The organism is Alcaligenes sp. 13f, assembly GCF_020496585.1.
GTDB classification, from domain to species: domain Bacteria; phylum Pseudomonadota; class Gammaproteobacteria; order Burkholderiales; family Burkholderiaceae_B; genus Alcaligenes; species Alcaligenes phenolicus.
The window spans coordinates 43568-66567 of the sequence record NZ_JAHKKC010000019.1 but is presented as its reverse complement, the minus strand read 5'-3'; the positions used below and the strand labels follow the sequence as shown (position 1 = coordinate 66567).

The window sequence follows — 23000 nt, the reverse complement described above, 5'->3', positions numbered from 1 at the left end:
TTCTATCCCTTCAGGAGTCTGCCATGGCTAAAGGCAAGTTTGAACGGACTAAACCGCACGTCAACGTCGGTACTATCGGTCACGTTGACCACGGTAAAACCACTCTGACCGCTGCAATCTGCACGGTTCTGTCCAAGGCATACGGCGGCGAAGCACGCGATTACTCGCAGATCGATAACGCCCCTGAAGAAAAAGCACGTGGTATCACCATCAGCACCTCGCACGTTGAGTACGAGACGCCTAACCGTCACTACGCACACGTTGACTGCCCCGGCCACGCTGACTACGTCAAGAACATGATTACCGGTGCTGCCCAGATGGACGGCGCTATCTTGGTTTGCTCGGCCGCTGACGGCCCAATGCCCCAGACTCGCGAGCACATCCTGCTGAGCCGTCAGGTTGGCGTTCCTTACATCATCGTGTTCCTGAACAAGGCCGACATGGTTGATGACGAAGAGCTGATCGAACTGGTTGAAATGGAAGTTCGCGAGCTGTTGTCCAAGTACGACTTCCCTGGCGACGACACCCCGATCATCAAGGGTTCGGCCAAACTGGCTCTGGAAGGCGACGAAGGCCCACTGGGCAGCCAAGCCGTTCTGGCTCTGGCCGAAGCGCTGGACAACTACATTCCTACGCCTGAGCGTGCCGTTGACGGTACGTTCCTGATGCCTGTTGAAGACGTGTTCTCGATCTCCGGCCGTGGTACGGTTGTGACCGGTCGTATTGAGCGCGGCATCATCAAGGTCGGCGAAGAAATCGAAATCGTGGGTATCAAAGACACGGTCAAGACCATTTGTACCGGCGTTGAAATGTTCCGTAAACTGCTGGACCAGGGCGAAGCTGGCGATAACGTCGGTCTGCTGCTGCGTGGTACCAAGCGTGAAGACGTGGAACGTGGTCAAGTTCTGGCCAAGCCAGGCTCGATCAAGCCACACACGGACTTCGACGCCGAGGTGTACATTCTGTCCAAAGAAGAAGGTGGTCGTCACACTCCTTTCTTCAAGGGCTACCGTCCTCAGTTCTACTTCCGTACCACTGACGTGACCGGCACCATCGAGCTGCCAGAAGACAAGGAAATGGTTCTGCCAGGCGACAACATTTCGATGAAAGTGTCCCTGATCGCTCCTATCGCCATGGAAGAAGGTCTGCGCTTCGCTATTCGCGAAGGCGGCCGTACCGTTGGCGCTGGCGTGGTGGCAAAAATCATCAAGTAAAAAAAGAGTAGTAATTTTGGGCGAAAGAGGTTAATATCCTCTTTTGCCTAAAAGCCAAACGTAGCTAAGTAGCGTGCTACAGTTTGTCAAGGTATAGGGGTATAGCTCAATTGGCAGAGCGTCGGTCTCCAAAACCGAAGGTTGAGGGTTCGATTCCTTCTGCCCCTGCCACCACAGTCACTCGCCACCACCTCGCGTGGCGTCACTCGTCGGAATATGTCGAATACCAACGTAGAAACCGTTAACCGAGGTTCCGAGCGCATCAAGCTGGGCCTAGCGGTCCTAGTCGTCGCCGCCGGTATTGTTGGCTATTCCGTTCTGGATGGCCAAAATTCACTGGTTCGCGCTGGGGTATTTGTTGCCAGCTTAATCGTCGCCGTATTGATCATCTGGTTTAGCGATACAGGCCGCCGCCTGGTCGCTTTTTCTCGTGATGCCTACACGGAAGTGCGTCGCGTTCACTGGCCATCCCGTAAAGAAGCAACGCAAATGACGGGTATCGTCTTTGTGTTTGTTGCCGTTATGGCCATCTTGTTGTGGCTGATTGACAAAGGGCTCGGCTGGATCATTTATGGCCTGTTGCTGGGCTGGAAATAAAGGGCACACATGAGCAAACGCTGGTATGTGGTTCACGTTTATTCCGGCATGGAAAAAAGCGTGCACAAAGCTCTGGTGGAGCGCATTGAACGCGCTGATCTCCAAGAAGCGTTTGGTCGCATTCTGGTTCCATCGGAAGAAGTCGTTGAAGTAAAGAACGGCAAGAAATCAATTACAGAGCGACGTATTTACCCTGGTTACGTTCTGGTCGAGATGGCCTTGACCGACGAAACCTGGCACTTGGTAAAAAGTACGCCGCGAGTCACCGGCTTTTTGGGCGGTTCCGGTAACCGTCCCGCTCCCATCTCCGAGCGCGAAGTGGAAAAAATCCTGTCGCAAATGGAAGAGGGCGTTGAGAAGCCACGGCACAAAGTGCTGTTCGAGGTTGGCGAACTGGTACGCGTCAAGGACGGTCCGTTTGCAGACTTTAACGGTAACGTCGAAGAAGTTAACTACGAGAAAAACAAGGTTCGTGTCACCGTTACTATTTTCGGTCGCGCCACCCCCGTTGAACTCGATTTCGATCAAGTCGAAAAGACCTGATTAATTACAACCCCCGGGAAGCCTGTCGCACTCTGCGTCAGGCGTCATCACCCGCAAGGAGCTAAGCATGGCGAAGAAAATCGTCGGCTTTATCAAGCTGCAAGTCCCAGCTGGTAAGGCAAACCCATCCCCTCCAATCGGTCCAGCGCTGGGTCAGCGCGGTCTGAACATCATGGAATTCTGCAAGGCGTTCAACGCCCAGACACAGGGTCTGGAACCCGGTCTGCCAATTCCTGTGGTGATCACCGCTTTTGCTGACAAGAGCTTCACGTTCATCATGAAGACTCCTCCAGCAACCATCCTGATCAAAAAGGCTGCTGGTATCAAATCCGGTTCTGCACGTCCTAACGTGGATAAAGTCGGTACGCTGACCCGCGCTCAGGCTGAAGAAATCGCCAAGACCAAACAACCCGACCTGACCGCCGCCGATCTGGACGCCGCTGTGCGTACCATCGCTGGTAGCGCTCGCAGCATGGGCATCAACGTTGAAGGGGTGGTGTAAGTCATGGCTAAAGTAAGCAAACGCGCAGCCGCTATTGCTGCCAAGATCGACCGCAACAAGTTCTACCCTGTGGCCGAAGCTCTGGCCCTGGTGAAAGACACTGCCACTGCCAAGTTCGACGAATCCATCGATATCGCTGTTCAGCTGGGCATCGATCCCCGTAAGTCCGACCAACTGGTCCGTGGCTCGGTGGTTCTGCCTGCTGGTACCGGTAAATCCGTGCGTGTTGCCGTTTTCGCCCAAGGCGAAAAAGCCGACGCCGCTCGTGAAGCTGGTGCTGACATCGTTGGTCTGGACGATCTGGCTGAGCAAATCAAAGCCGGTCAAATGGACTTTGACGTTGTGATCGCTTCGCCCGACACCATGCGTGTTGTTGGTACTCTGGGTCAGGTTCTGGGTCCTCGTGGCCTGATGCCAAACCCCAAGGTCGGTACTGTGACTCCTGACGTTGCCACGGCTGTTAAAAACGCCAAGGCTGGTCAAGTTCAATACCGTACCGACAAGGCCGGTATCATTCACAGCACCATTGGTCGCGCTTCGTTCAACGTTGAACAGCTGCAAACCAACCTGGTCGCCCTGGTTGACGCCTTGAACAAGGCTCGTCCAGCTGCTGCCAAGGGTGTTTACCTGCGCAAGGTTGCCGTGTCCTCCACCATGGGTGGCGGTGCACGTGTTGAAATTGCATCTCTGACTGTTTAATCAACAGTTAGAAAAAAGAACTTTGGGCTGCGATCCTGTTTACAGGATCACTGCTGTCAAAGACCGTTGGAGCAGTTGGGCTGATTTGTCATCCAGGTGCTTAATCGGGGCAGAATGCCCCATCCAACGTAGACGGCGCCCGTGGAAGAATTCGTTATAGAACTCGTCCAGGTGCGCCGCATTCGGTTGATGTTGGGAAGCCTTCCCGACATCGTTTGAAGGAGTGTTCAACCGTGAGTCTCAATCGTGAAGAGAAAGCGGTAGTCATCGAAGAAGTCACTGCCGAACTGGCAAAGGCCCAATCGATCATTATCGCCGAGTACCGTGGTCTGGACGTCGCTTCTGCTACCGTATTGCGCAAAAAAGCGCGTGAGTCTGGCGTCTACCTGCGTGTGTTGAAAAACACGCTGGTTCGTCGTTCGTTGGCAGGTACCTCGTTTGACGGTATCTCCAGCCAGCTCGTGGGTCCTCTGATGTACGCCATCAGTGAAGATCCCGTGGCTGCGGCGAAAGTCGTTGCAGATTTTGCCAAGACCAATGACAAATTGGTCATCATGGGCGGTGCGCTGCCCAATAGCGTTCTGAATGCTGATGGTGTTAAGGCTCTGGCCACGATGCCTTCGCGCGACGAACTGCTGGCGAAACTGCTGGGCACCATGCAAGCACCTATCGCTACTTTTGTGCGTACGCTTAACGAAGTTCCCACCAAGTTTGTTCGCGGCCTGGCGGCTGTGCGCGATCAGAAAGAAGCTGCGTAAGCAGTTTTCCTTCAGGAAACTTCGTCGTTGCGAACGACTACCAAACCTGGCATTTACCTAATATCTGGAGTTCTTAAAAATGGCTACTAAAGCTGAAATCCTTGACGCCATCGGCGCAATGTCCGTGCTCGAACTGTCCGAGCTGATTAAAGAAATGGAAGAAAAATTCGGTGTGTCGGCTGCTGCCGCCGCTGTTGCTGTTGCAGCTCCTGCTGCTGGTGGCGCTGCTGCTGCCGCTGAAGAGCAAACTGAATTCACCGTGTTCCTGGCTGACGTTGGCGCAAACAAAGTTAGCGTCATTAAAGTCGTGCGCGAAATCACCGGTCTGGGCCTGAAAGAAGCCAAAGACCTGGTTGACGGTGCTCCTAAGGCTGTTAAAGAAGGCTTGTCCAAAGCTGATGCTGAAGACGCTCAGAAGAAGCTGGAAGAAGCTGGCGCCAAGATCGAGCTCAAGTAAGAGTATCGATAGATGCCCGGGAATGCGTTTCAAGCCTTCCCGGGCTTTTGCGTTTCCAGAAAACCCATGATTTTTAATGAGTATTGTAGAAAGTCGGGTTTTTTAGAGTCGTAAACCAGGGCCGTGGTTGACGGTCCGTGTAACCCTTGAGTCGGAGTGCTCATGCCTTATTCGTACACCGAAAAAAAGCGCATACGCAAGAGCTTCGCCAAACGTGAAGACGTACAGCAGGTTCCTTACCTGTTGGCTACCCAGCTGCATTCTTTCAGAACCTTCTTGCAGAAGGACACGCTGCCTTCTCAGCGTAAGGTTGAAGGCTTGCAGGAAGCTTTCAGTTCCATATTTCCAATAGTAAGCCATAACCAAATGGCGCGGCTAGAGTTCGTGAGCTATACGCTCGGCGAGCCGGTGTTCGACGTCAAAGAGTGTCAACTTCGTGGTTTGACCTATGCCTCCCCCTTGCGGGCGAAGGTTCGTCTGGTCCTCATGGACCGCGAGGTGAGCAAGCCTACCGTCAAGGAAGTAAAAGAGCAAGAAGTCTACATGGGCGAAATGCCCCTGATGACTGATAACGGCTCTTTTGTGATCAACGGTACCGAACGAGTCATCGTGTCCCAGCTGCACCGTTCCCCCGGCGTGTTCTTCGAACACGACCGCGGTAAAACGCACAGCTCGGGCAAGTTGCTGTTCTCGGCGCGCGTGATTCCTTACCGTGGTTCCTGGCTGGACTTCGAGTTCGATCCCAAGGACATTCTGTTCTTCCGTATCGACCGTCGTCGCAAGATGCCCGTCACTATCTTGCTGAAGGCCATCGGCCTGACGCCAGAGCAGATCCTGGCCCACTTCTTCGAGTTCGACCACATCGAGCTGCACCAGGAAGGTGGCAAGCTGCAATTCGTTCCAGAACACTGGAAGGGCGAGGTTGCCCGTTTCGACATTACCGACCGCGACGGTCGCGTACTGGTTGAAAAGGACAAGCGTATCAATGCCAAGCATTTGCGCGACCTGCAAGCAGCCAAGATTGAATACATTTCCATCCCGGAAGATTTCCTTCTGGGTCGTGTGCTGGCCAAGAACATCATCAACGCCGAAACCGGCGAAGTGATTGCCAACGCCAACGACGAAATCACCGAATCCATTCTGGCCGAAATGCGCGCAGCCAATGTGCGTGATTTCGAGACCCTGTACATCAATGAACTGGACCAGGGCGGCTTTATCTCCCTGACCCTGCGCACCGATGAAACAGCGGATTCCAATGCTGCCCGTATCGCGATCTATCGCATGATGCGTCCCGGCGAGCCACCAACCGAAGAAGCGGTTGAGGCCCTGTTCAACCGTCTGTTCTACAGCGAAGAGTCCTACGACCTGTCGCGTGTGGGTCGCATGAAGGTCAACAGCCGTCTGGGCCGTGGTGACAGCATTGAAGGTCCCATGACCCTGACCGACGAAGACATTCTGGACACCATTCAGGTGCTGGTGAGTCTGCGTAACGGCCGCGGTCAGATCGACGATATCGATCACTTGGGTAACCGTCGTGTTCGTTGCGTGGGCGAATTGGCCGAAAACCAGTTCCGCGCCGGTCTGGTGCGTGTGGAACGTGCCGTCAAGGAACGTCTGGGCCAAGCCGAGACCGAAAACCTGATGCCGCACGATCTGATCAACTCCAAGCCCATCTCTGCGGCTGTCAAGGAGTTCTTCGGTTCCAGCCAGCTGTCGCAGTTTATGGACCAAACCAACCCGCTGTCCGAGATCACGCACAAGCGTCGTGTTTCGGCACTGGGCCCTGGTGGTCTGACTCGTGAACGTGCGGGCTTTGAGGTGCGCGACGTGCACCCAACCCACTACGGTCGCGTATGCCCGATTGAAACGCCTGAAGGTCCAAACATTGGTCTGATCAACTCCATGGCGCTGTACGCTCGTCTGAACGAGTACGGTTTCCTGGAAACGCCTTACCGCAAGATTGTTGACGGCAAGGTCAGTGAACAGATCGATTACCTGTCGGCGATTGAAGAAAGCAATTACGTCATCGCTCAGGCTAACGCCGAGTTGACCGAAGACGGTGCCTTTGCGGACGATCTGGTTGCCTGCCGTGAAGCGGGCGAAACCATGATGACTGCGCCAGAGAACATCCATTACATGGACGTGGCTCCTTCGCAGATCGTGTCTGTGGCTGCTTCGCTGATTCCGTTCCTGGAGCACGATGACGCCAACCGAGCACTGATGGGCGCCAACATGCAGCGTCAGGCAGTTCCTTGCCTGCGCCCTGAGAAGCCTTTGGTCGGTACCGGTATCGAACGTACTGTTGCGGTTGACTCGGGTACAACCGTACAAGCCCGTCGTGGCGGTGTGGTGGTAGACGTTGACGCACAGCGCGTGGTTATTCGCGTGCACGATGACGAGAACGTGGCTGGCGAGGTCGGTGTAGATATCTACAACATGACCAAGTACACCCGTTCCAACCAGAACACCAACATCAACCAGCGTCCTATCGTCAAACGTGGCGATATCGTGGCTCGTGGTGACGTGCTGGCCGACGGCGCATCGACTGACCTGGGCGAATTGGCTCTGGGTCAGAACATGCTGATCGCCTTTATGCCCTGGAACGGCTACAACTTCGAGGACTCGATTCTGATCTCCGAGAAGGTCGTGGCTGATGATCGCTACACTTCGGTTCACATCGAAGAGCTGACGGTTGTTGCCCGTGACACGAAGCTGGGACCTGAGGATATCACCCGCGATATCAGCAACCTGTCCGAAATTCAGCTGAACCGTCTGGACGATTCCGGCATTGTGTACATCGGCGCCGAAGTGCGTGCCGACGACGTGCTGGTCGGTAAAGTGACACCCAAGGGTGAAACTCAGCTGACTCCGGAAGAAAAGCTGCTGCGCGCCATTTTTGGTGAAAAAGCTTCTGACGTTAAAGACACCTCCCTGCGCGTGCCTTCGGGCATGGTCGGTACGGTGATCGACGTTCAGGTCTTTACCCGTGAAGGTATCGAGCGTGACAAGCGTGCCCAGTCCATCATTGATGATGAACTGCGTCGCTACCGCCAGGACCTGAACGACCAGCTGCAGATCGTTGAAGACGACGCCTTTGACCGTGCCTTGAAGTTCCTGGTCGGCAAAACCGTCAACGGTGGCCCACGCAAGCTGCCCAAGGGCACCGAGCTGACCGCTGACTACCTGAACGATCTGGATCGCTGGCAGTGGTTCGACATCCGTCTGGCTGATGAGCAACACGCACTGGTGCTGGAGCACACCAAGGAATCCTTGGAGCAAAAGCGTCACCAGTTCGATCTGGCTTTTGAAGAAAAGCGCAAGAAGCTCACCCAAGGCGACGAGCTGCCTCCTGGCGTGCTGAAGATGGTCAAGGTTTACCTGGCTGTTAAGCGTCGTCTGCAGCCTGGTGACAAGATGGCCGGCCGTCACGGTAACAAGGGTGTGGTTTCCCGCATCGTTCCCGTGGAAGACATGCCGCACATGGCTGACGGTACCCCTGTGGACATCGTTCTGAACCCGTTGGGCGTGCCTTCGCGTATGAACGTGGGTCAGGTTCTGGAGGTTCACCTGGGTTGGGCTGCCAAGGGTATTGGCCACCGCATCAACGACATGATGCAAGAAGAAAAGAACGTGCAGGTTTCCGAACTGCGCGCGTTCCTGGACAAGGTCTACAACACTGCCGGCAAGAAGACTCGCATCAACGAGTTGACTGACGACGAAGTGATGAACATGGCCACCAACTTGCAGAAAGGTCTGCCATTGGCTACGCCAGTGTTCGACGGTGCAACCGAGCAGGAAATCGACCAGATGTTGCGTCTGGCCTACCCTGACGACATCGCCGAGAAACTGCAGCTGGCACCACACCGCACGCAGGTTCGCCTGTTTGACGGTCGTACCGGCGAAGCCTTTGAGCGTATGGTCACCGTAGGCTACATGCACTACCTGAAGCTGCATCACCTGGTCGATGACAAGATGCACGCTCGTTCCACCGGCCCATACTCGCTGGTTACTCAGCAGCCGCTGGGTGGTAAGGCGCAGTTCGGTGGTCAGCGTTTCGGGGAGATGGAAGTCTGGGCGCTGGAAGCGTATGGCGCCGCCTACACCCTGCAGGAAATGCTCACGGTTAAATCCGACGACATCGCTGGCCGTACCAAGGTCTACGAGAACATTGTCAAGGGTGACCACGTGATCGACGCCGGTATGCCGGAGTCCTTTAACGTTCTGGTCAAGGAAATCCGTTCCTTGTCCCTGGACATGGATTTGGAGCGTAAATAATGAAAGCGCTACTCGATCTCTTTAAACAAGTCACTCAGGACGAGCAGTTCGATGCCATCAAGATCGGCATCGCCTCGCCCGAGAAGATCCGGTCCTGGTCTTTCGGAGAAGTCCGCAAGCCAGAGACCATCAACTATCGCACGTTCAAACCCGAGCGCGATGGCCTGTTTTGCGCCAAGATTTTTGGTCCCATCAAGGACTACGAATGTCTGTGCGGCAAGTACAAGCGCCTGAAACATCGTGGCGTCATCTGCGAGAAGTGTGGCGTTGAAGTCACCGTCTCCAAGGTGCGTCGCGAGCGCATGGGTCACATTGAACTGGCCTGCCCGGTTGCTCACATCTGGTTCCTGAAGAGCCTGCCATCCCGTCTGGGCATGGTGCTGGACATGACCCTGCGTGACATCGAGCGTGTGCTGTACTTTGAAGCCTGGTGCGTGATCGAACCTGGCATGACTCCGCTCAAGCGCGGTCAGATCATGTCCGACGACGATTTCCTGGCCAAGACCGAAGAATACGGTGACGACTTCCACGCCCTGATGGGTGCGGAAGCCGTGCGCGAACTGTTGCGCACGATTGACATCGATCGCGAAGTCGAGCGCCTGCGTGCCGAACTGAAAGCCACAGGTTCGGATGCCAAGATCAAGAAGATCTCCAAGCGTCTGAAAGTACTGGAAGGCTTCCAGAAATCCGGCATCAAGCCAGACTGGATGATCATGGAAGTGCTGCCCGTGCTGCCACCGGACCTGCGTCCGCTGGTACCGCTGGACGGCGGCCGCTTTGCGACTTCCGACCTGAACGATCTGTACCGCCGCGTTATCAACCGTAATAACCGTTTGAAGCGTCTGCTGGAACTGAAGGCACCGGACATCATCTTGCGCAACGAAAAACGTATGCTGCAAGAGTCCGTGGACTCCTTGCTGGATAACGGTCGTCGCGGTAAAGCCATGACCGGCGCCAACAAGCGTCAACTGAAGTCCCTGGCCGACATGATCAAGGGCAAGAGCGGTCGTTTCCGTCAGAACCTGCTGGGCAAGCGCGTGGACTACTCCGGTCGTTCCGTGATTGTGGTGGGTCCTCAGTTGAAGCTGCACCAGTGCGGTCTGCCCAAGCTGATGGCGTTGGAGCTGTTCAAGCCTTTCATCTTCAACCGTCTGGAATTGATGGGTCTGGCTACGACCATCAAGGCAGCCAAGAAGTTGGTGGAAAGCCAGGAACCGGTGGTGTGGGACATCCTCGAAGAGGTGATCCGCGAGCATCCCGTGATGCTGAACCGTGCGCCTACGCTGCACCGTTTGGGTATTCAGGCTTTTGAACCGGTCCTGATCGAAGGTAAAGCGATTCAGCTGCACCCCCTGGTGTGTGCCGCCTTTAACGCTGACTTTGACGGTGACCAGATGGCCGTTCACGTGCCGCTGTCGCTGGAAGCCCAGCTGGAAGCGCGTACTTTGATGCTGGCCTCCAACAACGTGCTGTTCCCCGCCAACGGCGAACCATCCATCGTTCCTTCCCAGGATATCGTGTTGGGTCTGTACTATGCGACCCGCGAACTGGTAAACGGCAAGGGCGAAGGCTTGTTCATGGCCGACGTGGCTGAAGTTCAGCGCGCCTACGACAACAAGGAAGTCGAGCTGCAAACTCGTCTGACCGTCCGTATCGAAGAATTCGAGAAGGGCGAAGACGGTGAGTGGGTCAAGACCATCAAGCGTTACGAAACGACTGCTGGCCGTGCCTTGCTGTCCGAAATTCTGCCCAAGGGCATGCCTTTCACCGCACTGAACCGTGCGTTGAAGAAGAAAGAAATTTCGCGTCTGATCAACCAGTCCTTCCGTCGCTGCGGCCTGCGTGCCACCGTGATTTTTGCCGACAAGTTGATGCAGTCCGGTTTCCGTCTGGCAACTCGTGGTGGTATTTCCATCGCCATGAATGACATGGTTGTGCCTGTCGTCAAGGAAAGCATCCTGGCTCAGGCTAGCAACGAAGTTAAAGAAATTGACAAGCAGTACTCCTCGGGTCTGGTGACCGCTCAGGAACGCTACAACAACGTAGTGGACATCTGGGGCAAAGCCGGTGACCGCGTGGGTAAGGCCATGATGGAGCAACTGGCTTCCGAGCCAGTGACCAACCGTTTTGGTGAAGAAGTACGTCAAGAGTCCTTCAACTCCATCTACATGATGGCGGACTCCGGTGCTCGTGGTTCGGCTGCACAGATTCGTCAGCTGGCTGGTATGCGTGGTCTGATGGCCAAGCCTGATGGCTCCATTATTGAAACGCCTATTACCGCGAACTTCCGTGAAGGTCTGAACGTACTGCAGTACTTTATTTCGACTCACGGTGCTCGTAAGGGTCTGGCCGATACGGCGTTGAAGACGGCTAACTCCGGTTACCTGACTCGTCGTCTGGTCGACGTGACTCAAGATCTGGTCATTACCGAAGACGATTGCGGTACCAAGGGCGGCTACACCATGAAAGCCATCCTGGATGGTGGTGAGGTTATCGAGCCCCTGCGCGATCTGATTCTGGGCCGTGTGGCCTCGACCGACATCGTCAACCCTGACAATCAGGAACTGGTTATCCCCGCCGGCACCTTGCTGAACGAGGACCTGGTCGACCTGATCGACAACCTGGGTATTGATGAAGTCAAGATCCGTACTCCGCTGACTTGCGAAACCCGTCACGGCTTGTGCGCAAGCTGCTACGGTCGCGATCTGGGCCGCGGTATGCTGGTTAACCGTGGTGAAGCCATCGGTGTTATCGCTGCTCAGTCCATCGGTGAACCGGGTACTCAGCTGACCATGCGTACGTTCCACATTGGTGGTGCGGCTTCGCGTGCAGCGCTGGCAAGCTCGGTGGAAACCAAGACGGCTGGTACGGTCGGTTTTGAAATTGGTCTGCGTTATGTGACCAACGCCAAGGGCGAACGCGTTGCGATCTCCCGTTCCGGTGAAATCGTTATTTTTGACGACAACCGTCGTGAACGTGAACGCCACAAAGTGCCTTACGGTGCCACCATTACGGTGGGCGATGGTGAGGCCATCAAGGCTGGCCAGCGTCTGGCAAGCTGGGATCCGCTGACCCGTCCTATCGTGTCCGAGTACACCGGTACCGTTCGCTTCGAGAACATCGAAGAAGGCGTGACCGTGGCTCGTCAGGTGGACGAAGTGACCGGTCTGTCGACTCTGGTTGTGATCACTCCCAAGACACGTGGTGGCAAGATCACCATGCGTCCTCAGATCAAGCTGCTGAACGAGCAAGGTCAGGAGATCAAGATCGCTGGTACCGATCACATGGTCAATATCTCCTTCCCGGTGGGCGCGCTGATTACCGTTCGCGACGGTCAGCAAGTGTCCGTGGGTGAGATTCTGGCGCGTATTCCTCAGGAATCGCAAAAGACTCGAGACATTACCGGTGGTCTGCCACGTGTGGCCGAACTGTTCGAAGCTCGTTCGCCCAAGGACGCCGGCCTGCTGGCCGAAGTTACGGGTACGGTTTCCTTCGGTAAGGACACCAAGGGCAAACAGCGTCTGGTCATTACCGACCTGGACGGCGTCAGCCACGAGTTCCTGATTCCGAAGGAAAAACAGGTTCTGGCTCACGACGGTCAAGTGGTGAACAAGGGCGAGATGATTGTGGACGGCCCAGCCGATCCGCACGACATCCTGCGCTTGAAGGGTATCGAGAAGCTGGCCAACTACATTGTTAACGAAGTGCAGGACGTTTACCGTCTGCAGGGTGTGAAGATCAACGACAAGCACATTGAAGTGATTGTTCGTCAGATGCTGCGCCGCGTGAACATTGTGGATGCCGGTGATACCAACTTCATCACGGGTGAACAGGTTGAACGCTCCGAATTGCTGAACGAGAACGATCGCGTTCTGGCCGAGAACGGTATTCCAGCTACGTACGAAAACGTGCTGTTGGGTATTACCAAGGCCTCGCTGTCGACCGACTCCTTCATCTCGGCGGCTTCCTTCCAGGAAACCACCCGCGTGTTGACCGAAGCGGCCATCATGGGCAAAACCGACGATCTGCGTGGTCTGAAAGAAAACGTGATCGTGGGTCGTCTGATTCCTGCTGGTACCGGTATGGCCTTCCATTCCGCCCGCAAGGAAAAAGAAGCCTTTGAAGTGGCAGAGCGCAAAGCAGCCCGTGAACTGGAAAACCCGTTTGCATCGGCTCCTGAGCCTTCGGAAGATCCGGTCTTTGTGTCCGGTGCCTCCGAGCCCGAGCAGCAACCTGCAGCCCCAGAGGGCGATCAGGAATAAGCAAGACTTAGTGGTTCCCCACCCTGCTTATCCAGGGTGGGCCGCTACCTTCAGGTAGTCGGTTAAAACCAGATAGTTCGAGCTAAAAAAAATCCCCACATGGCCAGGCCACGTGGGGATTTTTTATGGCCGTCTGGCGGCTACAAGCGGATGCACTTAGCTACCCAGCTTGATTTCGCCAGTCATGATGCTCCAGTGACCTGGGAAGGAGCAGAAGAATGCGTAGTCTTCGCCTTCTTTCAGCTTGGAGACGTCAAAGGTTACGGAGGTGCTTTCGCCACCGCCAACCACGTCAGTGTGAGCGATCACGCGTTCGTCACCGGCTTTAACGTAGTTGTTGTCCAGACCGGCTTTCATGCCATCGGTAGCAACAGCGCTTTCATCGGCTTTCTTCGAGATAACGACGTTGTGGCCCATGGCTGCTTTAGGCAGCTTGCCAGTGTGTTTCAGGTTGATTGTGAATTCCTTGCATGTCTTGTCAACAACGATGCTCTTGGTGTTGAACTGCATGGAGTCATTGCCTTCGATGGTAACGTCGCAAGCAGCAAAAGCAGGCACGCTGGCCAATCCAAGAACGGCTGTGAAAGCGATTTTGGCAAACATTCTAGTAACTCCTTGAAAACTGACAAAAAAAGGAACGGGACACGGGGGGTGTTGTTCCGGTCTTACAGCATAGACTGTAGCGCACTCAAGGTGCTTAACAAAACAAAGACCCGGACTATTTTACCGGCTTATATCGCCGCGTCCGAGACCGTAAATGATTTGTTTTCCCATCGTTTGATGTGGCTCTAACAGCCTCACTCTATCACCTTCAGGTAGCTTGACGGCGGTGCAGATCAGGTTTCACTTTTCGGGATGTTTAGTTTGTGACCAAGTGTTGAGCCATGTTGAAGAGGGCGGCAGCGGCAATCAGGCACAACAGCAGGCCACAGAGTTGTTCGATACGTGGCAAGTGCTTTTGTATACGCTGCTGCCAAAGCGGGTGCCCGATCAGAACGGTGATGAACAAGTCCCAGAGCAGAACAATTAAAAACATCCACAGACCCAGCAAGATGTGCAGGCCGGTGCCAGCGTGGCTGCTGGCCAGTACGGAGGCCAGGCTGGCGTAAAACAAGGCGTTCTTGGGATTCAGCAGCCCCGAGAGCAGGCCAAGCAGAGCATGATGCCACCAGCCACCTGTAGAGGCTTCAGAGGCCTTGATCCTTTGCCCAGCAGTGTGGTGGGCTACCTGCAGGAACGTCACGCCCAAGTACAGTAAATACAGTCCTCCAGCGCCCTGTAGCAGCACAAAGAGAGGGCTGCCAGTGCTTATCCGGGCAAAGCCCGTTAGTGCCAGGCTGATGTACAGGCCATTGGCCAGGGCGACACCGGCACACGCTCCGCTTGCGACCCAGCGTCCATGGGCCAGGGTGCTGCGGGCGATCAGGAAAAAATCGGGGCCGGGGGAAAGCAGGGCCAGGAAATGGGTGCTGGCGATCAGCAAGAACAAGGACACGGCGGTACGTCCAGGAGTAAAACTGCAGTGTGACCAGAAGCGTGGGTGCCGTATTGAATAAAAGTGCGCGCGCTTTAACTGCGGTACTGGCCCGGAGTGACACCGGTGTAGTGCTTGAAGACACGCTGAAAATGACTTTGGTCGGCAAAGCCCAGGCGATAGGCAATATCAGCCAGCTCGTCACCTTGGCGCAGGGCGTTTCGGGCCAAATTGATACGTTGGTTCAATTGCCAGCGCTGTGGAGTCAGGCCGGTATGGCGACGAAAGGCGCGAATCAGCTGGTAGCGGCTAAAGCCGGTTTCCTGGGCCAGTTCGTGCAGGGGGATAGTGGCTAATTGGCCTTCAACCCAGCGATCCAGGGTTTTCTGCAAGATGGGGCTAGGTGGGGGAGCGGGTGCCAAAGGCTGGGATTGGGCTGAGCCGTGGTGCAGCAAAAAGTCGATCAGGGCTGCTTCTTTACTCAGTAGAGGAGCGGCTGAAAACAAGAGCGAGTTCAAGTCACAGTAGGCTGCATAAAGCAGCGGCTCGTGACTAACGCGGATGGGCTCCTGGGCTTGAAGTCTGAACTCTGTACTTTCCTGCCAAAGCTGCTCCAGCCACCCCGCATCCAGATGCAGCATCTGATAGCTCCAGGACTGATCTGGCAAAGGATTGCAGGCATGGCTGCGGTGCGCAGGGACAAAGACCAGAGAGCCTGGTGCAAGCTGGACCGGGCCGCCGGGTGCGCCCGTAAAGACGCTGCCACCGCCATCAACGGCGCCAATCGAGTAGGTGGGGTGGCTGTGTTCCTGATAGCAGATCCGGCTGTTGCAGGCACGTCGGCTTTCTACATAGGGCAGGGCGGCATCGCGCCAGAATTCAGTCTTCATCGGAGATAGTAATCGTGGCCAGGGAGACGATAAAGGTACAGCCTTGCTCAGGCGTGCTGTCCAGGACAATATCCCCGCCGTGTTTGTTGATCACGGTTTTCACAAAGGCCAAACCTAAGCCGCTACCCGAAGGTGCACCTTCGGTATTTTCGTGGGCTCGATGATAAGGCTCAAAAATCGTCGCCTGATTTTCTGCCGGAATTCCCCAGCCCTGATCTTTGACGAATACCTGAACGCTGTTGTTGCCCAGCATAAGGTCTATATCAATCTGGTTGCCATCCGGTCCGTACTTGATGGCGTTTTGAATCAGGTTGGTAAAGGCGCGGCGCAGCATGGGCGCATTGCCGTTCACCCAGACCAGCGCCGAGTCGTTCAAGTTCAGGCTGATAGAGCGCTTGCTGGCGCTGGCCCAAGCGTCATCCAGACAGTCTGCCAGCAGATCAAACAGGTTCAGCGGGCTCAGTACCATTTCCATGGCTTCGGCCCGTGCCAGACTGATGAAGTTGTCCACCAGTTCCAGCGTTTGTTCGGCATAGCCTTCCATCTTGTGCAGAAACTGATCTGGCGGCAGCTTGCTGTCATCCTGACGTTGCAAGCTCGTTAGTGCCAGGATGGAGTTCTGGGGCGCCCGCATATCATGCGAAATGAAGCGCAAGGTTTCTTCACGCTTGGTCTGGGCCTGGCGCAATAGATTGATGGATTTATGCAGCTGGGTCAGACGATGAGGCAGGTTACGTGTACTTAAGCCCGATAGGCGCTCGTTCAAAGCAGTTCTGACATCGGGGTATTCCAGCTGCAGCTTGTTCAGTTCTTCGGTCACCTGATTCAGGGCAGCCTCCTGACTGCGCCAGTGCCATAGCGGGTAGGCCAACAGAACAGTGATCAGGCTGGCTAGTGGCGGAATCCACAGATTGAAGCCATGCATGGCGATCCAGTTCACCAGCAGGATCGCAAAGACCAGCCCGATCAGGCTCAGCAAGGTGGCGCGTGGCGACAGATAGATCAGAACCTGACATGCCAGCAGGACTGGCAGGCAACTGGCCAGCGCAATGAACCAGGCCGGTGGGGTGCGCACCCAATGATTGCTGCGTACGGCTTGCAAGGTATTGGCCAGGATCTCAACGCCCGACATGCTGCTCATGCCGGCTTTGGACAAAGGGGTAGGAAAGGTATCGCCCAGTCCACTGCCCCAGGCTCCCACCAGCACATACTTGTCCTTGAAGAAAGAGGGCGGAATATCGCCGTTCAGGACATTGAAGTAAGGCACGGTCCGAAAGTGACCGCTGCGGCCCAGAAAGGGAATGTGGGGAATGTCTTTCTGACTGGAGTCCAGAGCTTGCAGGGCCAGATCCACATCTCCGCCTGTCATCAACATGGCAATCGTGAAGTGCGGCAGCACACGGCCCAAGGGGGTCGTCTGCTGCAGGGCGACACGGCGCACTACCCCATCTGAATCAGGTTCGATATTGATGTAGCCCGACGCCTTGGCTGCCTGGCTGAGCACGGGAATGGCGGTATGCACGGCCTGCCGCTGAGTGTCATAGATCATTGGCAGCACAACGCGTCCGTGATGATGTATGGCCTCTGATAGAGCCAGGTCATCATCGGGGTAAGCCGGGTTGGGCTCCTGAAAAACCAGATCGATGCCGACAGCACGAGCCTGTTCAAGACGGCCTAGCAGTTGGGCATGGTTGATGCGTCGCCAGGGCCAAAAGCCCAGGTTGGCGATGCTGTAGTCGTCGATGGCGACAATGACAATATCCGGGGGCGCAGCCTGTGGAAGAGCGGCTGCCATGGTGAAGTCGTAAATCAGGTTGTTCAGCTTGCCCAGCGCGAAGTCGTCACGCAGGGAGCTGAACAATAAGGTCAGCAGCATCAGCAAGCCCGAAACCAGATGCCACTCTTTCCGAATCCGGTCAGAGAGTAGCTTGTTGTTTCTGGGGGCTGGGCTGCTCATGCCGTACGCCGTTTAGCTACTCGAACTGAGAGAGCAGGATTGGATCGCCAAAATTGCTGACCACGGCTTGACCATCCGAGCTGGTCAGGCTGGCTGCGCCTTCAAAGCTTTCGATTGTGTCCGGGCCCATCAGACCATGGCGGTCAATGGCACGAACGGTAACGTAGTACGTGCCGGGACGCGAGGCACCGAACTGAATATCCGTATCTGTCGTAATGTTACGCGACAGCAGCTTGGCACCTTGCGGGTCGGTAGAGGTCTGGACCAGATAGGCCTGGGCACCGGGCACGGCCTGAATCGTGCTGTTCCATTGGCCACCGCGACGCTCGGGCGTGGAGATCTGCGGAGCGGGCAACAAAGGCTCCAGCGCCATGATATTGCCATCTGTGCCTACAGCGGCCCCTTGATTCTGCTTCAGGGCAGTGGGGGTGCTGCGTTGCTGGGTTCCCAATTCTGCCCGGCCTTCCAGCACTTCGCTGTGAGCCATGCCTTGTTGAGTACGCACACGCAATTCGGTGCCACGTACACCGGTAATGCTGACAGGGGTGCGGACTTCAAAGCGACCTACGCCGGTTTTTTCCGGGGAAACGCGTGATTCCACGTCGCCATCGTCCAGAGCGATGATCGAGTCGGTCAGGCCGGTGCCTTCAAAGGCACGCATGCGAGCCACGCTCAAGGATGCCTGTGCGGGTACGCTCAGTTGGCTGCCGTCTTGCAACTCCAGCGTCAGGTAGCCATTGCTGCCTGTGCGGATCAGGTCGCCTTCTTGCAAATGAGTCGTTCCTGCACCCAGTGCTTGACCGTTCACAAGAATTTGGCCGGTCTGGTGAGTGATACGGGCGGGGGCGGGCACTTCCGGAATCATGCGAAATGGGATGTGCAGTTCTTTGCCAATAGGCAGACGGTAGGGATCGGCCACCGCGTTCAGTCGCTGAATTTCGGACCAGTTGCGGTCCTGGCGGGTGTAGGTCTGGGAGATGCCCAGCAAGGTGTCACCGGCCAGCACTTTATAGACAAAATTTTCGCCGCGGGCGCCAGAAGGTTGGGCTGACACGACGCCACCCCAAATCAGGCCGCAAACGAGAGGCGCGGCGATACGCAAAGTAATCATAGAAATCAGCTAGGGTCGGTCAAAAGTTCAAGGCGATAGCCCAGGGCGTAAGACGCCGTCAGGCGTACCCCGTTTTCGGGTCGCAACTGGAGTTTACGGCGTATGTTGGACAGGTGAGTGTCCAGCGTACGGGAGGTGGCCGGAATTTCCCGGTTCCAGACCGCGGAGCTTAAAACATCACGCGAGAACAGGCGGCCGGGGTTGCGAAACAGCAAAAGGGCCAATTCAAATTCTTTGGGCGCCAGAGTAACGGTTTCACCGTTCAGCACAATATGGCCTTGTTCAGGAAAGATATCGTAGCCTGCAAACGAAAAGCGGCTGTCCTGAGTGGCCGAGGTGCTCAGATCCAGACGGCGCACAGCGGCATTGACGCGCGCAACCAGCTCTCCCTTGCGTACGGGCTTATTAATATAGTCGTCGGCTCCGGCCTGCAAACCCGTGACCAGATCCTCTTCCTGGGTACGGCTGGTCAGGAATATGACGGGCAGGGCATGGCCCAGTGTGGTGCGAACCCAACGCAACACATCCAGGCCGCTGACGTCCGGCAGTTCCCAGTCCAGTAGCAATAAACCGAAATTATGTGGCTTGGCCAGAGCGGCCAGCAGGTCCTTTCCTTGATGAAAGGAGCGACATTCATAGCCAGCCTCGGTCAGGATCCGGGCAATCAGTTCAGCCTGGACGAGGTCGTCTTCCAGGGAAGCGATGATCATGGGTATTGTCCTTGTCGCAGAAGTGCAATAGCCCTGCAGTATAACGATATGTAGATAGCGAGTGACCAAGTGCTTCCATGCGTGTGCCGTGACAACGGGAAACTGCCGGATTGGTGTCCAAATCGTTGACCTATAAGGGTTTACTGTGGTAAATTTTAGAGCTTACTTTAAGGATCCTTTGCCGGTACACCTTGCAGTAATTTGATGGCAGCCCTGAATTTAGGGGCTGCGGGCACTTTTTTAGTGCTTGAAATCAAGCCCAAGCCATGTGCAAGACCGCTCTTTTTCGTGTTTTATGGGGAGTGGTATTGCGCAATGCCGCTTCCGGTCCAGGGTTTCAACACCCGCCAACTGGACGGCGTTTTTCAAAACATATACGTCAACCAGTACGTAAAGTACGTTATAGGATACGTAAAGGTCATGCCAACCATTAGCCAGCTCGTGCGTAAACCGCGCGAAGTCAGCCGCGTTAGCAGCAAGAGCCCTGCGCTCGAGAACTGCCCACAACGCCGCGGTGTTTGCACCCGTGTATACACCACGACCCCCAAGAAGCCTAACTCCGCTCTGCGTAAAGTCGCCAAAGTGCGTCTGACCAACGGCTTCGAAGTCATTTCTTACATCGGTGGTGAAGGCCACAACCTGCAAGAGCACTCGGTCGTTCTCGTCCGTGGTGGTCGTGTTAAAGACTTGCCAGGTGTGCGTTACCACATTGTTCGCGGTGCTCTTGACCTGCAAGGCGTCAAGGATCGTAAACAAGCCCGCTCCAAGTACGGCGCCAAGCGTCCCAAGTAATCCATGTATCCATCGATCAGTTCACTGATCTGGATCCGTGCAACCGTGGCCTGAGTGCCATGGTAGGTAAGTGGTCATTTGTCATGAATGACCGAGACCGCGAAAAGCGGTTCAACTGAATAGTCACAAGGAAATTAAAATGCCTCGCCGTCGCGAAGTACCCAAACGTGAAATCCTACCTGACCCAAAATTTGGCAGCGTTGAGCTGGCCAAATTCATGAACGTGGTCATGCTGTCCGGCAAGAAAGCTGTTGCCGAACGTATTGTTTATGGCGCGCTGGAACAAATTGCGCAGAAAACCGGCAAAGATCCGCTCGAAGTGTTTAATGCTGCCATCAATAATGTAAAACCTGTTGTTGAAGTCAAGAGCCGCCGTGTTGGTGGTGCTAACTACCAGGTTCCTGTCGAAGTGCGCCCTGTCCGTCGTCTGGCTCTGGCCATGCGCTGGATGCGCGAAGCCGCTAAAAAGCGCGGTGAAAAATCGATGGACTTGCGCCTGGCCGGCGAATTGTCCGATGCGGCCGAAGGCCGTGGCGGTGCAATGAAAAAGCGTGAAGACACGCACAAGATGGCCGATGCTAACAAAGCATTCAGCCATTTCCGTTGGTAATCTGAGGACATATAACCATGGCCCGCAAAACCCCCATTCAGCGCTACCGCAATATCGGTATCTCGGCTCACATCGACGCCGGGAAAACGACCACTACCGAGCGCATCCTGTTCTACACCGGTGTGAACCACAAGCTGGGCGAAACCCACGAAGGTTCGGCCACCATGGACTGGATGGAGCAAGAGCAAGAGCGCGGGATCACCATTACCTCGGCTGCTACCACTGCTTTCTGGCGTGGTATGGCGGGCAATTACCCAGAACACCGTATCAACATCATTGATACCCCCGGTCACGTTGACTTCACTATTGAAGTTGAGCGTTCCATGCGCGTGCTGGACGGCGCTTGCATGGTTTACTGCGCGGTGGGTGGTGTTCAGCCTCAGTCGGAAACCGTATGGCGTCAAGCCAACAAGTATGGCGTGCCTCGTCTGGCCTTCATCAACAAGATGGACCGTACTGGCGCTAACTTCTTCAAGGTTTACGACCAGCTCAAGCTGCGTCTGAAAGCCCACCCCGTGCCTGTCGTTATTCCGATCGGCGCTGAAGAAGAGTTCCAAGGCGTGGTTGACCTGATCAAGATGAAAGCAATCATCTGGGATCAAGCCAGCAACGGCGTGAAGTTTGAATACACCGACATTCCTGCCGAGCTGCAAGCTTCGGCCGAAGAATGGCGCGAAAAAATGGTCGAGTCGGCTGCTGAAGCCAGCGAAGACCTGATGAACAAGTACCTGGAAAACGGTGATCTCTCCGAAGAGGACATCAACCTGGGTCTGCGTACACGTACCATTGCCTGCGAAATTCAGCCAATGCTGTGCGGTACCGCGTTCAAGAACAAGGGTGTACAGCGCATGCTGGACGCCGTGATCGACTACCTGCCATCGCCTGTGGATATTCCACCTGTCGAAGGTACGGACGATGACGGTGAAGTCATTCATCGTAAAGCCAACGACGAAGAGCCTATGTCCGCTCTGGCGTTCAAGCTGATGACTGACCCCTTTGTTGGTCAATTGACTTTCGTACGCGTTTACTCGGGCGTTCTGCGTTCGGGCGACACGGTCTACAACCCTATCAAGGGCAAGAAAGAGCGTATCGGCCGTATCTTGCAGATGCACGCAAACAACCGTGCCGAGCTGAAAGAACTGGTTGCTGGTGACATCGCTTCCGTGGTGGGTCTGAAAGACGTGACCACAGGTGAAACCCTGTGTGACGCCGGTCAGCACATCATTCTGGAACGCATGGAGTTCCCGGAGCCCGTGATTTCGCAGGCTGTGGAACCAAAAACCAAGTCCGACCAGGAAAAAATGGGCGTGGCCTTGTCCCGTCTGGCTCAGGAAGATCCTTCTTTCCGCGTCAGCAGCGACGAAGAATCCGGCCAGACCATTATTTCCGGTATGGGCGAGCTGCACCTGGAAGTTCTGGTAGACCGCATGCGCCGTGAATTCGGCGTGGAAGCCAACGTGGGTAAACCACAAGTGGCTTACCGCGAAACCATCCGCAAGACTTGCGACGAAATCGAAGGTAAATTCGTCAAACAGTCCGGTGGTCGTGGTCAGTACGGTCACGTTGTCCTCAAGCTGGAGCCCCTGGAAGCAGGCGGTGGCTTTGAGTTCGTTGACGCCATCAAGGGCGGTGTGGTTCCTCGCGAATTCATTCCTGCCGTTGAAAAAGGTATCCGCGAAACCCTGTCCGCAGGTGTGGTCGCTGGCTACCCAGTGGTTGACGTCAAGGCTACGCTGTTCTTCGGTTCGTACCACGATGTGGACTCGAACGAAAACGCCTTCCGTATGGCCGCTTCGATGGCCTTCAAGGATGGTATGCGCAAGGCTGCCCCAGTTCTGCTGGAGCCGACCATGGCTGTAGAAGTTGAAACCCCTGAGGAATACGCCGGTACAGTGATGGGTGACTTGTCCTCCCGTCGCGGTATGGTTCAGGGTATGGACGATATGGTTGGTGGTGGTAAGGTCATCAAGGCCGAGGTTCCTCTGGCCGAGATGTTCGGTTACTCGACCAGCCTGCGTTCGCAAACACAAGGTCGCGCTACGTACACGATGGAATTCAAGCAATATGCTGAAGCTCCAAAGAACGTGGCTGACGAAGTGATCAGCGCTCGCGGTAAGTAATAGCAATATCAGCCCGCCCTATGGCGGGC

18 protein-coding genes and 1 tRNA gene are annotated in these 23000 nt (G+C 55.5%); 13 read left to right on the top strand and 6 right to left on the bottom strand.

The features are described from left to right. Positions 1-23 precede the first annotated feature (23 nt). The 10 genes from tuf (at position 24) to rpoC (ending at position 13307) form a co-directional block, all read left to right on the top strand. The gene (gene tuf, locus KOE80_RS15530; protein ID WP_054513288.1) at positions 24-1214 is read left to right on the top strand and encodes an elongation factor Tu; all 1191 of its coding nucleotides are present in this window, start codon (positions 24-26) and stop codon (positions 1212-1214) included. Between the two features lie 95 nt (positions 1215-1309). Further along, positions 1310-1385: transfer RNA gene (locus KOE80_RS15525), tRNA-Trp, on the top strand. Positions 1386-1430: 45 nt separating this feature from the next. Next, entirely contained in the window at positions 1431-1811 is a 381-nt protein-coding gene (gene secE, locus KOE80_RS15520; RefSeq protein ID WP_009464327.1) for a preprotein translocase subunit SecE, read from the top strand. Between the two features lie 9 nt (positions 1812-1820). Beyond that, on the top strand, positions 1821-2354 hold the full coding sequence (gene nusG / locus KOE80_RS15515; protein ID WP_009464325.1) for a transcription termination/antitermination protein NusG: 534 nt from the start codon (positions 1821-1823) through the stop codon (positions 2352-2354). Between the two features lie 67 nt (positions 2355-2421). Continuing rightward, the gene (gene rplK, locus KOE80_RS15510; RefSeq protein WP_009464323.1) at positions 2422-2856 is read left to right on the top strand and encodes a 50S ribosomal protein L11; all 435 of its coding nucleotides are present in this window, start codon (positions 2422-2424) and stop codon (positions 2854-2856) included. 3 nt (positions 2857-2859) lie between these two features. After that, positions 2860-3555, top strand: a complete 696-nt coding sequence (gene rplA / locus KOE80_RS15505) for a 50S ribosomal protein L1 (RefSeq protein WP_042489519.1) — start codon at positions 2860-2862, stop codon at positions 3553-3555. Positions 3556-3788: 233 nt separating this feature from the next. Beyond that, positions 3789-4313 carry a 50S ribosomal protein L10 gene (rplJ, locus tag KOE80_RS15500; protein ID WP_226349468.1) on the top strand — a complete coding sequence of 175 codons (525 nt, stop codon included), beginning with the start codon at positions 3789-3791 and terminating at the stop codon, positions 4311-4313. A gap of 79 nt (positions 4314-4392) precedes the next feature. Next, the gene (gene rplL / locus KOE80_RS15495; RefSeq protein WP_003800851.1) at positions 4393-4770 is read left to right on the top strand and encodes a 50S ribosomal protein L7/L12; all 378 of its coding nucleotides are present in this window, start codon (positions 4393-4395) and stop codon (positions 4768-4770) included. A 162-nt stretch (positions 4771-4932) separates the two neighbouring features. Next, the gene (gene rpoB / locus KOE80_RS15490) at positions 4933-9045 is read left to right on the top strand and encodes a DNA-directed RNA polymerase subunit beta (RefSeq protein ID WP_226349467.1); all 4113 of its coding nucleotides are present in this window, start codon (positions 4933-4935) and stop codon (positions 9043-9045) included. Then, on the top strand, positions 9045-13307 hold the full coding sequence (gene rpoC, locus KOE80_RS15485; protein WP_035269553.1) for a DNA-directed RNA polymerase subunit beta': 4263 nt from the start codon (positions 9045-9047) through the stop codon (positions 13305-13307). Before rpoB ends, rpoC begins: the two co-directional genes overlap by 1 nt. A 156-nt stretch (positions 13308-13463) precedes the next feature. Here the strand turns inward: rpoC and azu are convergent, their stop codons facing one another. From azu to KOE80_RS15455, 6 genes are all read right to left on the bottom strand, one after another. Beyond that, positions 13464-13910, bottom strand: a complete 447-nt coding sequence (gene azu / locus KOE80_RS15480) for an azurin (protein ID WP_035269554.1) — start codon at positions 13908-13910, stop codon at positions 13464-13466. 256 nt (positions 13911-14166) lie between these two features. Further along, complete coding sequence (locus KOE80_RS15475) at positions 14167-14802, bottom strand: LysE family translocator (protein WP_083055333.1); 636 nt, start codon at positions 14800-14802, stop codon at positions 14167-14169. 74 nt (positions 14803-14876) lie between these two features. Then, complete coding sequence (locus KOE80_RS15470) at positions 14877-15671, bottom strand: AraC family transcriptional regulator (protein ID WP_035269558.1); 795 nt, start codon at positions 15669-15671, stop codon at positions 14877-14879. After that, positions 15661-17628, bottom strand: coding sequence for a CHASE2 and HATPase_c domain-containing protein (locus KOE80_RS15465; RefSeq protein ID WP_226349466.1), 1968 nt, complete (start codon positions 17626-17628; stop codon positions 15661-15663). The genes KOE80_RS15470 and KOE80_RS15465 overlap by 11 nt, the downstream gene beginning before the upstream one ends. A gap of 16 nt (positions 17629-17644) precedes the next feature. Next, complete coding sequence (locus tag KOE80_RS15460) at positions 17645-18739, bottom strand: FecR domain-containing protein (RefSeq protein WP_035269560.1); 1095 nt, start codon at positions 18737-18739, stop codon at positions 17645-17647. 5 nt (positions 18740-18744) lie between these two features. Beyond that, positions 18745-19449 (bottom strand): response regulator transcription factor, encoded by a 705-nt coding sequence (locus KOE80_RS15455; protein WP_009464199.1) that lies wholly within the window; start codon positions 19447-19449, stop codon positions 18745-18747. A 420-nt stretch (positions 19450-19869) separates the two neighbouring features. Between KOE80_RS15455 and rpsL the strand changes: the two genes are divergently transcribed. From rpsL to fusA, 3 genes are all read left to right on the top strand, one after another. Next, positions 19870-20241, top strand: a complete 372-nt coding sequence (gene rpsL, locus KOE80_RS15450; protein WP_003800872.1) for a 30S ribosomal protein S12 — start codon at positions 19870-19872, stop codon at positions 20239-20241. Between the two features lie 139 nt (positions 20242-20380). Next, positions 20381-20851, top strand: coding sequence for a 30S ribosomal protein S7 (gene rpsG, locus KOE80_RS15445; RefSeq protein ID WP_035269562.1), 471 nt, complete (start codon positions 20381-20383; stop codon positions 20849-20851). 17 nt (positions 20852-20868) lie between these two features. Further along, complete coding sequence (fusA, locus tag KOE80_RS15440; RefSeq protein ID WP_035269563.1) at positions 20869-22971, top strand: elongation factor G; 2103 nt, start codon at positions 20869-20871, stop codon at positions 22969-22971. Positions 22972-23000 lie beyond the last annotated feature (29 nt).

Excerpts from the sequence above, each read along its gene's own strand:
- tuf (WP_054513288.1), top strand. The coding sequence starts at position 24 with ATGGCTAAAGGCAAGTTTGAACGGACTAAACCGCACGTCAACGTCGGT.
- secE (WP_009464327.1), top strand. The coding sequence starts at position 1,431 with ATGTCGAATACCAACGTAGAAACCGTTAACCGAGGTTCCGAGCGCATC.
- nusG (WP_009464325.1), top strand. The coding sequence starts at position 1,821 with ATGAGCAAACGCTGGTATGTGGTTCACGTTTATTCCGGCATGGAAAAA.
- rplK (WP_009464323.1), top strand. The coding sequence starts at position 2,422 with ATGGCGAAGAAAATCGTCGGCTTTATCAAGCTGCAAGTCCCAGCTGGT.
- rplA (WP_042489519.1), top strand. The coding sequence starts at position 2,860 with ATGGCTAAAGTAAGCAAACGCGCAGCCGCTATTGCTGCCAAGATCGAC.
- rplL (WP_003800851.1), top strand. The coding sequence starts at position 4,393 with ATGGCTACTAAAGCTGAAATCCTTGACGCCATCGGCGCAATGTCCGTG.
- rpoB (WP_226349467.1), top strand. The coding sequence starts at position 4,933 with ATGCCTTATTCGTACACCGAAAAAAAGCGCATACGCAAGAGCTTCGCC.
- rpoC (WP_035269553.1), top strand. The coding sequence starts at position 9,045 with ATGAAAGCGCTACTCGATCTCTTTAAACAAGTCACTCAGGACGAGCAG.
- azu (WP_035269554.1), bottom strand. The coding sequence starts at position 13,910 with ATGTTTGCCAAAATCGCTTTCACAGCCGTTCTTGGATTGGCCAGCGTG.
- KOE80_RS15470 (WP_035269558.1), bottom strand. The coding sequence starts at position 15,671 with ATGAAGACTGAATTCTGGCGCGATGCCGCCCTGCCCTATGTAGAAAGC.
- KOE80_RS15465 (WP_226349466.1), bottom strand. The coding sequence starts at position 17,628 with ATGAGCAGCCCAGCCCCCAGAAACAACAAGCTACTCTCTGACCGGATT.
- KOE80_RS15460 (WP_035269560.1), bottom strand. The coding sequence starts at position 18,739 with ATGATTACTTTGCGTATCGCCGCGCCTCTCGTTTGCGGCCTGATTTGG.
- KOE80_RS15455 (WP_009464199.1), bottom strand. The coding sequence starts at position 19,449 with ATGATCATCGCTTCCCTGGAAGACGACCTCGTCCAGGCTGAACTGATT.
- rpsL (WP_003800872.1), top strand. The coding sequence starts at position 19,870 with ATGCCAACCATTAGCCAGCTCGTGCGTAAACCGCGCGAAGTCAGCCGC.
- rpsG (WP_035269562.1), top strand. The coding sequence starts at position 20,381 with ATGCCTCGCCGTCGCGAAGTACCCAAACGTGAAATCCTACCTGACCCA.
- fusA (WP_035269563.1), top strand. The coding sequence starts at position 20,869 with ATGGCCCGCAAAACCCCCATTCAGCGCTACCGCAATATCGGTATCTCG.